Origin of the sequence: Paenibacillus sp. TC-CSREp1 (assembly GCF_050171015.1) — a bacterium.
GTDB classification, from domain to species: domain Bacteria; phylum Bacillota; class Bacilli; order Paenibacillales; family Paenibacillaceae; genus Paenibacillus; species Paenibacillus silvae.
The window spans coordinates 19,600-32,856 of the sequence record NZ_JBNOKM010000009.1; the positions used below are offsets into that span (position 1 = coordinate 19,600).

The 13,257-nt window shown below is 48.1% G+C and carries 12 protein-coding genes and 1 tRNA gene; 11 read left to right on the forward strand and 2 right to left on the reverse strand.

Features of this window, described 5'->3' with window-relative positions; all coding sequences use genetic code 11:
* Positions 1 to 111 precede the first annotated feature (111 nt).
* The 8 genes from ACQSGY_RS14885 to ACQSGY_RS14920 all read left to right on the forward strand — a co-directional run bounded on the left by ACQSGY_RS14885 (position 112) and on the right by ACQSGY_RS14920 (position 9,078).
* Complete coding sequence (locus tag ACQSGY_RS14885) at positions 112 to 1,452, forward strand: methyl-accepting chemotaxis protein (RefSeq protein WP_427052460.1); 1,341 nt, start codon at positions 112 to 114, stop codon at positions 1,450 to 1,452.
* Between the two features lie 218 nt (positions 1,453 to 1,670).
* Positions 1,671 to 2,426, forward strand: a complete 756-nt coding sequence (gene pstB / locus ACQSGY_RS14890; protein ID WP_184179626.1) for a phosphate ABC transporter ATP-binding protein PstB — start codon at positions 1,671 to 1,673, stop codon at positions 2,424 to 2,426.
* A gap of 64 nt (positions 2,427 to 2,490) precedes the next feature.
* Positions 2,491 to 3,150 (forward strand): phosphate signaling complex protein PhoU, encoded by a 660-nt coding sequence (gene phoU, locus ACQSGY_RS14895; RefSeq protein WP_427052461.1) that lies wholly within the window; start codon positions 2,491 to 2,493, stop codon positions 3,148 to 3,150.
* 244 nt (positions 3,151 to 3,394) lie between these two features.
* Positions 3,395 to 6,049 carry a DNA polymerase I gene (gene polA, locus ACQSGY_RS14900; RefSeq protein WP_427052462.1) on the forward strand — a complete coding sequence of 885 codons (2,655 nt, stop codon included), beginning with the start codon at positions 3,395 to 3,397 and terminating at the stop codon, positions 6,047 to 6,049.
* A 60-nt stretch (positions 6,050 to 6,109) separates the two neighbouring features.
* On the forward strand, positions 6,110 to 6,961 hold the full coding sequence (gene mutM / locus ACQSGY_RS14905) for a DNA-formamidopyrimidine glycosylase (protein WP_427052463.1): 852 nt from the start codon (positions 6,110 to 6,112) through the stop codon (positions 6,959 to 6,961).
* 135 nt (positions 6,962 to 7,096) lie between these two features.
* Positions 7,097 to 7,867, forward strand: a complete 771-nt coding sequence (locus ACQSGY_RS14910; RefSeq protein ID WP_427052632.1) for an MntP/YtaF family protein — start codon at positions 7,097 to 7,099, stop codon at positions 7,865 to 7,867.
* A gap of 54 nt (positions 7,868 to 7,921) precedes the next feature.
* Positions 7,922 to 8,518, forward strand: coding sequence for a dephospho-CoA kinase (coaE, locus tag ACQSGY_RS14915; protein WP_427052464.1), 597 nt, complete (start codon positions 7,922 to 7,924; stop codon positions 8,516 to 8,518).
* Complete coding sequence (locus ACQSGY_RS14920; protein ID WP_427052465.1) at positions 8,515 to 9,078, forward strand: lytic transglycosylase domain-containing protein; 564 nt, start codon at positions 8,515 to 8,517, stop codon at positions 9,076 to 9,078. Before coaE ends, ACQSGY_RS14920 begins: the two co-directional genes overlap by 4 nt.
* 97 nt (positions 9,079 to 9,175) lie before the next feature.
* Here the strand turns inward: ACQSGY_RS14920 and ACQSGY_RS14925 are convergent, their stop codons facing one another.
* Positions 9,176 to 9,397, reverse strand: coding sequence for an alpha/beta-type small acid-soluble spore protein (locus tag ACQSGY_RS14925; RefSeq protein ID WP_017689472.1), 222 nt, complete (start codon positions 9,395 to 9,397; stop codon positions 9,176 to 9,178).
* Between the two features lie 115 nt (positions 9,398 to 9,512).
* Between ACQSGY_RS14925 and nrdR the strand changes: the two genes are divergently transcribed.
* Complete coding sequence (gene nrdR, locus ACQSGY_RS14930) at positions 9,513 to 9,980, forward strand: transcriptional regulator NrdR (RefSeq protein ID WP_111273799.1); 468 nt, start codon at positions 9,513 to 9,515, stop codon at positions 9,978 to 9,980.
* 301 nt (positions 9,981 to 10,281) lie between these two features.
* On the opposite strand, the gene ACQSGY_RS14935 is transcribed toward nrdR, so the two are convergent.
* Positions 10,282 to 10,353 (reverse strand) — tRNA-Ala (locus ACQSGY_RS14935).
* A gap of 171 nt (positions 10,354 to 10,524) precedes the next feature.
* Here ACQSGY_RS14935 and ACQSGY_RS14940 point away from each other — a divergent pair.
* Together ACQSGY_RS14940 and ACQSGY_RS14945 are read left to right on the forward strand one after the other, a co-directional pair.
* Positions 10,525 to 12,177: an AraC family transcriptional regulator gene (locus ACQSGY_RS14940; protein ID WP_427052466.1), complete on the forward strand. Its 1,653-nt coding sequence runs from the start codon at positions 10,525 to 10,527 to the stop codon at positions 12,175 to 12,177.
* Between the two features lie 114 nt (positions 12,178 to 12,291).
* Entirely contained in the window at positions 12,292 to 13,257 is a 966-nt protein-coding gene (locus tag ACQSGY_RS14945) for an iron-hydroxamate ABC transporter substrate-binding protein (protein WP_289374343.1), read from the forward strand.

A 13,257-nucleotide genomic window follows, 5' to 3' on the forward strand; every position in this document is an offset into this window, starting at 1 on the left:
AAGGAAGAATTTCCTTTATTAATAGGGAGTAGCATGAAGTCATCCAAGTGATACTTTGTACCTACGATTATATCTTGGGGCGGAGTTAACACGTAAAGGAGATGCGCAATTATGCCCATGCTTTTAGAAGGAAGACCCGAAGTTCTGAGGGATGCACCTCAAGAGCAGGAACAGAATATGAACGAACAAAAAGATAACCAGCAGAAGGATAAACAACAGAAGTATAAACAAAAGCATGTAACACCAGGAGAGGTGTCGCAAAATGTGGAGCAGGAGCCTCCCCGGCCTGAGATGAAATCCTACCAACAGACTACACCCCCTCTTCAGGAAGAGAATAACGTTCGCATAGAAGAGAGTAACGGAGCTATAGAAGAGAACAACATATCTATATATGAATATTGTCGTCAGGTACCTACAGCTCAGGAGAACACGACATGCGGAGAAGCAGCAGCGATGCTGAATGATGGCCGTGAACATCCGTGTATTGTGTTATGTGATAAGCAGATGAAGCCGACAGGTTTGATGATGCGGGAGAACTTGTATCGTTTACTGAATGGCCGGTTTGCTGCGGATTTATTCTATCGCAAACCGATCATTAATACGGCGAATACATCTCCGGTTATTGTAGATATACATATGGAGCCTGCAGCCATCATTGATGCTGCATTGCGGCGAGATGAGGAGCACTTTTACGATTGTCTGCTTGTAACGGAGCAGGGCCGTCTGGTTGGTGTGCTTACGATGCGTGATGTGATGATGCTCTCCCGCAAGCTGCAGCAGGCAGCATCGGCAGACCGCATACGCACGGTGACGGAGAGCGGACGGGAGATTGCCCGGATTCACGAGGCGGTAACGAGGCTGGTGCAAGCAGCGAATCAGACTGTGCAGGGAGCAGGACAGATGATTGTCTTGTCCAACGAGGGAGAAGGCCGCCTGCGGCAGGTCGAAACATCTTACAGCCAGGTCCATGAACATATGGGCATCCAGGGGAAACATGCCAGTCAGATGCTTGAATCGATCAAGGCTGGCTCGGATATGGCGCGTTCCATTCGCACGTTGGCTGATCAGAGCGGGCTGCTGGCTTTGAATGCGTCCATTGAAGCGGCTCATGCCGGAGAGTATGGACGAGGGTTTCAGATCGTTGCAGGAGAGGTCAGAGCTCTTGCCAAGCAGACGCAGGAATTCGCTGAGAAGCTGTCCTCGTTGCTTCTGGGTATCGAGAGCTTGACTCAGCAGACCGTATCACTTATTCAAACCAATGGAGCCGAGATTGATGGCAGTGCGGTGGTTGTGCAGCAAGGAGCCGCTGTGTTTGGCAAGTTAAATGGTGCGGTGCATGCGCTATCCAGTATTGTAGAGAATATCGCTCATGAGGGTGACCAGGCGGGGCAAGTGGCAGAGCATATTCAACTGAAACTGAAGAGCATGATTGCAGAGCAAGCAGAGCTGTGAATGAGCTTTTCTGCTGAAGAAGGGGCCTGGGTGGCAAGGAGCAACCTGGGTCTTTTTCAGGTGTTTTTACATTGCGTTAACATGAAGGTGGTACTGTTTTTACAATATTAAGTTAGGATATTAAAGATGACCGACCCGGTTCATAAAGAACATGAACGCCGGTCTCAACGTAAAGGGCTGACGACCATCCCTGGAGCGAAGGAGAAGTGAACACATACATGAAAGACCTCATTCACATTGACGGACTTAATTTATATTATGACACGCATCATGCGCTTAAAAATATATCGATGGACCTGCCGGAGAAAACGGTCACGGCGTTTATCGGGCCATCAGGCTGCGGTAAATCCACCTTGCTCCGCACATTAAACCGGATGAATGATATGATTCCGGGTGTTCGTGTGGAAGGACAAGTTATGCTGAACGGTTCGGATATTTACAGTAACGAGATCGAAGTGGAAACGCTGCGCAAGCGGGTGGGTATGGTATTTCAGCAGCCGAATCCTTTTCCAAAATCAATCTATGATAATGTAGCCTACGGGCCACGTCTGCACGGTGTAACTCAAAAGAAGGAGCTGGATGAGCTGGTCGAGCAAAGTCTGGTGCATGCGGCACTATGGGATGAAGTAAAGGATGTGCTCAAGAAATCGGCGATGAGCTTGTCTGGTGGACAACAGCAGCGTCTATGTATTGCACGCGCACTGGCTGTGCAGCCGGATGTGCTGCTGATGGATGAGGCAACATCGGCACTGGACCCGATATCCACATTGAAAATTGAGGAATTGGTGAAAGAGCTGCATCATAAATATACGATCGTTATGGTTACACATAACATGCATCAGGCAGCGAGAGTATCAGGCAAAACGGTGTTTTTCCTGAATGGTGAAGTGGTGGAGGCAGCTGATACGGAGACGTTATTCTCCACACCGCAAGATTCCCGTACCGAGGATTATATATCCGGCCGGTTCGGTTAAGGCGAGCTGATTAGGAACGACCCCGGCCTGCCCGGAGATGATTGAGAAGGAGGACATGAAACCTATGATTCGCAGAAAAGAATTTGATCAGGAGCTGGAAGAGCTGCGCACTCTGCTTCAACAAATGGGTGACCATGTAGCAAAGGCACTGGATGGTGCAATTGAAAGTTTACAAACGATGGATGCGGAGAAAGCCCAGGTCATCATCAAAAATGATGCGAATCTGAATGCCCTTGAGGACAAAATTATGGAGCTGGGCTCCAAGCTGATCATTACACAGCAGCCGGTAGCCAAAGATCTGAGACGCATTATCGTGGCGTTCAAAATCTCCAGCGACCTGGAGCGGATGGGGGATCTGGCCCTAGATGTGGCGAAGGTAACTCTTCGCATGGAAGGTCAGGAATTGATCAAACCGCTAGTGGATATTCCACGTATGGCTGAAGTCGTGAAGTCGATGGTGGAGGAGTCGATTGAGTCTTATCTGAAGGAGAATACGGATCTGGCCTATAAAATGGCTCAAACCGATGATCAGGTTGATCAGCTGTACAGCAACATGATTCGAGATCTATACACGTTAATGACCGATCATCCGACTCAGGCATCTCAGGCGATGCTGCTGCTTATGGTTGGACGATACATTGAACGGATTGGCGACCATGCGACTAACATTGGTGAGAGCACCGTCTATCTGGTTACAGGTCAACGCCCGGATTTGAATCAGTAAATACGAGTGGGGCAGCGTTCTGCTGCACCACCGATAATGAACACTATAGATCGAAAACATGATCGAAATGAAAAGAACTTTCTTCCGGCTGGCCTGTGCACAGGCTGACAGGGAAGGAGGTTCTTTTTTGCGCAAAAAATGTGGTGAGAAAAGGTGTAACTTTTTTTGATGTGTGTGGCAGGTATGGTATCATGAAAGAAGGTTGGGTAAAAAGGTTCGACCATACGATACGTGAGGTGCTGGAATGGACAAGTTGATTCTTATAGATGGCAATAGCATTATTTATCGGGCATTTTTTGCAATGCCTCCTCTGACGAATTCGAAAGGTCTGCATACCAATGCGGTCTATGGCTTCACAACGATGCTGTTAAGGCTGCTTGAGGAGCACAAGCCGACACATGTGATGGTGGCGTTTGATGCGGGCAAAGTGACGTTCCGTCATGAGGGTTATCAGGAGTACAAGGGTGGACGGGAAAAAACACCGCCGGAGCTGTCAGAGCAGTTCCCTTTGCTCAAAGAACTCTTGCAAGGACTCGGCATTGCGCAGTTTGAACTGGCTGGTTACGAGGCGGATGATATTATCGGAACGTTGACCAAACGCGCCGACGATGCAGGCAGACAGGTGCTCGTGGTATCGGGTGACAAGGATATGCTGCAGCTCGCTTCCGACCATGTACATATCGGGCTGACGCGTAAAGGGGTTACCGAGATTGAGCTGTATGATCCCGCTCAGATTAAGGAACGTTACGGATTAACGCCGCTGCAAATTATTGACCTGAAAGGTTTGATGGGAGACGCCTCCGATAACATTCCGGGCATTCCAGGGGTCGGGGAGAAAACAGCGCTCAAGCTGCTGCATCAGTTTGGATCGGTGGAAGAGGTGCTGAGCGGTACAGATGAGCTGAAGGGCAAGATGAAGGAAAAGATCGAAGCTCACGCCGAGGACGCTCGCATGAGCAAACAGCTCGCGACCATTCACCGTGAGGTTCCGCTGGAGCAGACGTGGGAGGATATGCAATTTGATGGACTCAAGGAGGCCAGTGCAGGACCTGCCTTGGCCAAGCTGGAGTTTAAGTCATTGCTGGAACGTTTGTCCTTCAGCGGCAGTGTCAGCTCTGAGCAAGAAGCTGTTCCCGCTGCTGAAGTTGAATCCACAATCGCAACAGAGGAAAACCTGGCTGAACTGATTGATGCACTGGGTTCGATCGATGTGCTTCATGTTGAAACGCATGGTGATAACCCCCATCAGGCCAAGCTGGTTGGCCTTGCTGTGGGTTCAGGGGAGAAGTATATGTACATTTCCCCTGAGCTGCTTCAGTCCGATGTGGCAGCACCTGTACGGGAATGGCTTGCGAATAGCGATCAGCCGAAGCGCGGGTATGATCTGCATCGGGTGGATCTGGCTTTGCATGCGCATGGCATCGAATTCGCCGGTGCGGCCTTTGATGTGCAGCTTGCAGCTTATTTGCTTGACCCAACGGAGTCGAATCAGACGATTAGCGGCCTGACGTCCAAGTACGGACTGCCATCACTCGTTGAAGACGACACCGTCATGGGCAAAGGCGCCAAGTACAAAGTGCCGGAGGCGGATGTGCTCAGCGACTTCCTGTGCCGGAAAGCGGCTGCGCTGGCTGCAATTATCCCGCTTCAGGAGCAGGCACTGGAGAGCGATGAGATGAAGTCGCTGTTCCATGAGCTCGAAATGCCATTATCCCGCATTCTTGCGGATATGGAGAAGCAGGGAATCAAGGCCAATACAGCGGACCTGCAAGCACTTGGCAGTGAATTCGAAGAACAGATTGGCAGGCTGATGGCTGAAATCTACAAGCTGTCTGGAACAGAATTTAATCTGAATTCACCGAGACAGCTGGGTGAGATTTTGTTTGACAAGCTGGGGCTGCCTGTTGTGAAAAAAACAAAGACCGGCTACTCGACAGATGCCGAGGTGCTGGAGAAGCTGGCCCCGTATAATGATGTGGTGCAGCATATTTTGCAATATCGTCAGCTTGCCAAGCTGCAGTCTACGTATGTTGAAGGTTTGCTGAAAGAGATATCGGACCGGGATGGCAAGGTGCATACGTTCTATCGGCAGACAATAGCAGCGACAGGACGGCTCAGCAGTCAGTTCCCGAACCTGCAGAACATTCCGATTCGCATGGAGGAAGGACGCAAAATTCGGAAGGTATTTGTACCGTCCGAGCCGGGCTGGTCTATTCTCGCCGCAGACTATTCCCAGATTGAGCTGCGTGTGCTGGCTCACATTTCCGATGATGAGCGGCTCAAGGAAGCTTTTGTACACGATATGGATATCCATACCAAGACAGCTTCCGATGTATTCGGCGTCAAGCCGGAGGATGTGGACAGCGACATGCGTCGTTCCGCCAAGGCGGTTAACTTCGGCATCGTGTATGGCATCAGCGATTACGGCCTTTCCCAGAATCTGCACATTACACGTAAGGAAGCGGCACAGTTTATTGATCAGTATTTTGAAATTTTCCAGGGTGTACGCCGATATATGGATGACATTGTGAAGGATGCACGCCGGGACGGATATGTCAAAACGATGCTGGAACGTCGTCGTTATCTGCCGGAAATCAACGCAAGCAACTTCAATCTGCGTTCCTTCGCAGAGCGTACGGCGATGAATACACCGATTCAGGGCACTGCTGCCGATATTATCAAGCTGGCGATGGTGCAGATGGATGAGGCGCTGCGTGAACGCAAGCTTCAGAGCCGCATGCTGCTTCAGGTACACGATGAGCTTGTATTCGAAGTACCGCCAGAGGAACTGGAGCTGATGAAGGAGCTTGTGCCTTCGGTGATGGAAAAAGCATTGAAGCTGTCGGTGCCGCTAAAAGCGGAGGTTAGCTTTGGACAGAACTGGTACGAGGCGAAATAGACAAGAAAGGGTCCCGCTGAGCCTCATCTTCCGTTATAATATAAGGGAGGTGAGAACATCATGCCGGAATTGCCGGAAGTCGAAACAGTCAGAAGAACTTTGAATCAGCTCATTGTGGGCAAAACCATTGATCACGTTACCGTTAGCTTGCCGCGGATTATTCAGCGGCCGGACGATATAGATGCATTTGCACTGGAACTGGCGGGCCACACTGTGATTGGCGTAGAGCGTCGGGGCAAATTTTTGCGTATTTTGCTGGACGGGCTTGTGCTGGTCTCCCATCTGCGGATGGAGGGACGGTACGGTGTATACAATCAGCACGAAGAGGTGGAGAAGCATACTCATGTGATCTTTCACTTTAACGACGGCACTGAATTGCGTTACAAGGATGTGCGTCAGTTTGGAACGATGCATCTGTTCAATACAGGTGAAGAACTGGTATCCAAACCACTGATGAAGCTGGGGCTGGAGCCGCTTGATGAAGCATTTACCGTTGAAGCGTTCCGTGATGCAGTAGGGAAACGTACAACCAAAATCAAAGCAGTTCTGCTCAATCAGGCATATGTTGTAGGCATCGGGAATATTTATGTGGACGAGGCTCTCTTCCGCGCAGGTATTCATCCCGAGACGATTGCCAGGACGTTAAGCGAAGCTCAGCTAAAGGTGCTGCATGAAGCCATTGTGGCTACGTTGCAAGATGCCGTGAACGCTGGAGGCTCATCCATCAAATCCTATGTAAACGGACAAGGCGAGATGGGTATGTTCCAGCATCAGCTGAAAATTTACGGGCGTAAAGCAGAGCCTTGTGTAACCTGCGGCACGTTGATTGAAAAAAGTGTAGTTGGCGGTCGGGGAACGCATTTTTGCCCGAATTGTCAGCCGTTACCGCTCTCAGATCCATCTATGGCCTGAACTGAATGAACGAAATGATGAAATCATAGCACCCTTGGATTCCTCCCTCCATATACTGATATGGCAGAAATAAGCGGGCATATACCCATACTGGCATCTTCAGTTGGCACATACCGCACAGGGGAGGAATCCGGGGTGCTGCATCATTTTATTTCATTACTGGCGCTTGCTTTTGCGGTGAGTTTAGATGGTTTTGGAGTTGGAATTACATATGGACTTCGGAGGACCAAGATTCCGCTCTTATCCATTGCTGTTATTTCACTTTGTTCGGGATTGGTTATCGCACTGTCTATGCAGGTTGGGGTGTTATTATCACATGTCGTGTCACCAGGTGTGGCGTCCATTGTGGGAGCATTTATTCTCATCGGGATTGGAGCCTGGTCGCTCCTGCAGCTGATTCGCCGTCGTGGCAAGGAGCGAGAGGAAGCCGAGAATGAAGTGACACAGGGGCCTCTCTTACTGGAGAGCAGCACGATAGATGGAGGTCAATCTTCATTTTCCAAAGGCAGACATCAATTGATGGCACTGGAAATGCAGCCTTCACCAACCGATGGATTAGTGGAACGAATGGTATTTACACTTGAGCTGCGCAAGCTCGGAGTGGTCATTCAGATTTTGCGCAGCCCGTCCAAGGCCGATATGGATAATTCGGGCAGTATCTCGACACAGGAAGCGATGTGGCTGGGGATTGCCTTGTCACTGGATGCATTCGGAGCAGGTCTTGGCGCGGCGTTACTCGGGTTTCCTACGCTGTGGACTGCACTGGTCATTGCGGTGTTCAGCGGAGCTTTGCTGTCGCTTGGCATGAAGGTAGGTTTGCGATTTGCAGCGCAGCGCTGGATGCAGAAACTTGCAATTCTGCCGGCTCTGCTGTTAATGATTATGGGTGTGATCAAGCTGTTATAAGGTTGATAACAGCTGTTGTAAAGCATGATAATGAAGCTGTTATGAGGTGAAACGATGAATATAGGCTTAACTGGCGGAATCGCAACAGGCAAAAGCAGTGTTTCCGCCTATCTCGCCAGTAAGGGAGCGCTGCTCATCGATGCAGACGTTATCGCCCGGGAAGTGATGATGCCCGGGCATCCCGTTTTGGCTGCCGCTGTTCAGCGGTTTGGACAAGCCATACTGAATGAGGACGGAACACTGGATCGGAAAAAGCTGGGAAGTATTGTGTTTCAGCATCCTGAGGAACGTAAAGCACTTGAGGCTATCACACATCCAGCCATACGGAAAGAGATGCGTGAGAGAGCCGCTGCATACGAAATGCAGCATCCGGACAAGCTGATTGTGTCGGATATTCCACTGTTGTATGAATCGGGCCTCGAGGACGGCTTTGAGGAAATCATGGTGGTGTATGTGCCTAGAGAGGTGCAGCTGGAACGTTTAATGAGCCGTGACCAGATGACTCAGGCTGATGCCGAAGCACGTATTGCAGCACAGATGGATATTGAACTCAAAAAAGAGCGAGCGAACATCGTTATTGATAACAGCGGTTCATGGGCTCAGACGGAGAAGCAGCTTCAAGCATTTTTAACACGTAAGGGTCTGCTATGAAGATATTACGCAAAAAACGTGTGCTGCTGATCATGTTCATTTCCTTTGTACTTGTATTATTTCTGAATACCAATTGGATGGCGTGGTTCTACCCGATCCAGTATAAGGAAGAGATTCGGGCACAATCCCAGAGCTATGAGGTGGACCCGTTTCTGATCGCTTCGATTATCAAGGTGGAGACCAATTTCAAAACAAGCAAGGAATCCAGACGCGGCGCCATCGGGCTGATGCAGCTTATGCCGGATACGGCTAACTGGATTCTGGAACAAGCCAAAATTCCGAATACGTCGCTGGACGAGCTTAAACATGAGCCTGAACGTAATATCCAACTTGGCACATGGTACTTGCGTAATCTGTCGGATCAGTTTCATGGCAACGAAATCGTAATGATTGCGGCATATAATGCCGGACCTGGTAAAGTCAGCAGCTGGTTGAAAAATGGTGTATGGGATGGCAAACTTGAAACGGTAAAGGATATTCCTTTTGGCGAGACACGCCACTATGTACAACGGGTGATTTACTATTATAATCAGTATGTGAAGATCTACGATACGTTCTGATGTGATTGCTGAAAATGGGATAAGCAGAAGCACGGAGCAGACCGGTAATATACCGGCCGCCCCATGCTCCTCTTTGTAACGTATTACGATGCAGATATTATTGGTATTGACCTGCCAATTGCTGTTCTGCAATTGTTACCAGACGTTTCGTGATGTATCCACCGATCGAACCGTTCTCGTAAGAAGTCATGTTACCTTGGTATCCATCTTGTGGGATGCTGATTCCGAGTTCTTGAGCTACTTCGTATTTCATTTGCTCCAGAGCTGCGGAAGCTTTAGTTACTACCAAGTTGTTGGAGTTACCGTTGCTTTGTGCCATTGCTGTTCACCTCCTCGCGGTTGGTAAAAGTATTATGTGTCGCCAATACGATTTTCATAACAAAACAGGATCAGGGAATATGTGGTAAAAAGTAAAACGTGGGAAGTGATCTAATTTGAAATGTCCTTATTGTGGTTATCTGGGCACGAAAGTGCTGGATTCCAGACCAGCCAATGAATCAAAATCCATCCGCCGCCGCCGCGAATGCGAGCAGTGTGCCAGAAGGTTCACTACCTTCGAAATGATCGAAGAAACACCGTTGATTGTTATCAAAAAGGATGGCAGCAGGGAAGAGTTCAGCCGTGACAAAATTTTGCGTGGCCTGATTCGTGCTTGTGAGAAACGTCCTGTCTCGGTGGAGACGCTGGAGATGATGGTGTCGGAAGTGGAAAAGTCACTGCGCAATACAGCCGAAGCTGAAGTCGAGAGCCGCCAGATTGGAGAGCTGTTAATGGAGCAGCTGTTTCCCGTGGATGAAGTGGCTTATGTACGCTTTGCGTCCGTATACCGCCAGTTCAAAGACATCAACATGTTTATGAAAGAGCTGAAATCGCTGCTGTCCAAAGAAGAGCTGGAGGACTAGTATCGTGGGGAAAAGGAGAAGAGCAATCCGGGGTTATATTTGATATGTGCCCGCATCATGAATGTTCTTCTCCATATGATTTCGGTGCAAGAAAACCTCTTAATGAAAAACGGGATTATCAGTTTATCCATACCTGGAAGAAGTTTTTGATGAAAATAGTTATTGGAAATAATACATAGCGGATTAATTAAGTAAACGTAAATGGATTAGACAATAGAATGGCTTCAATATTGGGGAATAAAAAAATCACATATTTAAATGAATAAACAAAAGACCCTATAGAAATAGGGTCTTTAAATTATGGAGCGTAGGGGGGTCGAACCCCTGACCTCTTCGCTGCCAGCGAAGCGTTCTCCCACTGAACTAACGCCCCAAGACGAATACAAAAATTAATATATCACTTAAATATTAAGCAGTCAATGTTTGTTTTATCTTTCGTAGCAATGTTATATTTGCGAATGAAGACGTACGAATTTGAAAGAGGAATGAAGAAACGATAATTTAGTTCAGGATTGCAGGCATACCAGTTACGGAGGATCAGAAAATGAACAAAACGGAATGGGCAGAGTCCACTTTTCCAATTTATACAGCAGACCGCATTCAATCCTTATATTGTACATCAACGATGCCGATCCATCGTTTGGATGTGAATTTGACCGTTCTGATGGCTGTTTCCAGTGGAAAAGGTACACTTCATCTGAACGATGGACTGTACGAACTTGCCGAAGGCATGGCAATCCTTATTCCAGTCAAAAGCAATGCGTTTATACAGACTGATCTGATGCATCCTCTCCATATATACACGCTCTCTATCAGCACACAGGAACAAACAAGGTTATCGACAACAGGAACGATGGGACGGACAAGTGTCTTAACCTCGGAGCCATCTATGCAGCTATTTCCGTATGAACCTGTGATCGTAGCACAGCTGGAAGAGTTGTATATTCATCGCTTGCCTGGCAACGAAAGCAGGCATTTGAGGAATCAAATTCTTTTTCATCAGGTTCTGCTGAATATGCTGGAGCATATGGAAGCCGGATATGGTGCGAGTGATCAGCCATCCATGGAACGCAGCATTACATATATGGAAAAAAACTTTAATAAGAAAATAACAACTGAAGGGCTCTCTGAAATGGCCGGGGTCAGCCGTTCACACTATTCTATTCTGTTTAAACAGCTTACCGGATTTTCTCCCAATGAATATCTATCACGGCTGCGTGTTCACCGGGCCAAAGAATTGTTAATCAAGGGGGCGGACTCGCTCCGGGAGATTGCATTGAAGGTTGGATATAAAGATGAATTTTATCTCAGCCGTCGCTTCAAACAACAGACAGGCGAAAGTCCTTCCGGATATACACGCCGCAGACCATTTCAACATGTGGCAGTATGGCATACACCTTATGCGAGTCATGTGATGTTGCTTGGCTTGGTGCCATCGCTTATCATCTCGGAAAGCAGCGAATATGCGAGCACAGAGGGTATGCATGCCACTCAATCGATGCGATTTATTCATTCCGACAGTTCACCTGAACAAGTGAAATTGGCTTTGCTCGATGCCGATATTGAGCTAGTCATTGCTGCAAATCAGCATCTGGCTCTAAATGGATTAGGCGCTGAAAGTCTGCGATTTGTCGCACCCATTGCTGAAATTCCGTGGATGGAGCTTGGTTGGAAAGAGCATTTGCGTCTCATTGCGCAGGCGGTTCAGCAGAGTGAGAAGGCAGAGCGATGGCTGGCGGAATTCGATAGAGAGGAACAGCATGCACGTGCATTGATTCAGAAGAGCGGGCTTGAGAATGAGACGTTGACGATTCTGGTCATTAAACCGGATATGCTGCAAATTTACGGAGCAAGAAACGTCGGGTATGTGATGTATCAATCCCTCGGGTTGCGCCCATCGGAGAGGATTGCCCAGGAAATACAGCGGCTTGGGGATCAGTTCCATTCCGTAACGATTCAGTTGTCCGAGCTTGTACATTATGAAAGTGACTGGATGATCGTTATCGTTTTTCCCGATGAAAAGGGTTCTTCAGCTCACTCGGAACGCATATTGGAGTCTGATCACTGGAATGGACTTGCCGCAGTGCAGCATAATCGAATCATTCATCTTAATCAGGACGAGTGGGTTCCGTACAATCCGATTTCAATTCGTCTGCAGTTGGAGCGTGCGCTCCGATTATGGACAGGCGTGCAATAGTACAAGTATTTTTTCAAACAAAAAGGCATGGTTAGGTTTATCCTGCATGCCTATAATTAGCTATGGTAATGAGAATGATTTTCATATTCAAGGAAAAAGGGAGAGAGTCATTTTATGAAAAAGCTTTTTGCACCCATTATACTCGTTCTGGTTGTTTTGCTTAGTGCCTGTGGAGGCAATGCAGCTAAAGATACGAATGATACAAACGCTGCAGCTGGCGTATCCACGTCAAAGACGGGCTCGGATTCGGCTGATGCCGATTCAGGCACCTTTACCTATGAGTCGGAAAGCGGACCTGTGGAGGTTCCAAGCCATCCTCAGCGTGTCGTAGTCCTGACTCGATTCCTCACCGGAAATGTGATGGCACTGGATGTACCGTTGGTTGGTGTGGATGAAATGTCCAAGGAGAACCCGAATTTCAAGGGGAAACTGGAAAATGTAGAAGCGGTGACTGACGAGAGCTTGGAGAAAATCATCGAGCTGAACCCGGACCTGATTATTGGTATGTCTGACATCAAAAATATTGACAAGCTCAAGCAAATTGCTCCTACGGTCACCTATACCTATGGCAAAGTTGACTTCCTCAAGCAACAGCTGGAGATTGGCAAGCTTGTAAACAAAGAAAAAGAAGCACAGGCCTGGGTTGATGATTTTGACGCTCGAAGTAAAAAAGTCGGGGAAGAGATCAAGGCGAAAATCGGTGCCAACGCAACGGTATCGGTCATCGAAACCTTTAATAAACAGCTCTATGTTTATGGTGAAAAATTCGGACGTGGAACGGAAATCCTGTATGATCAATTCGGTCTTGCCATGCCTGAGAAGGTGAGGGAAGCAACGAAAAAAGACGGCTTTTTCGCGGTATCCAATGAAGTATTGAAGGACTACATGGGCGACTATGTCATTTTCAGCAAAAATGCAGACGAGGACAATTCGTTCCAGAATACTGAAACGTACAAAAACATTCCTGCGGTGAAAAACAATCAGGTATTTGAAGCGGATGCCAAGGCATTTTACTTCAATGATCCACTCAGCATGGAGTATCAGCTTGAATTCTTTATCCAGCACTTCCTGGGTAAGTAA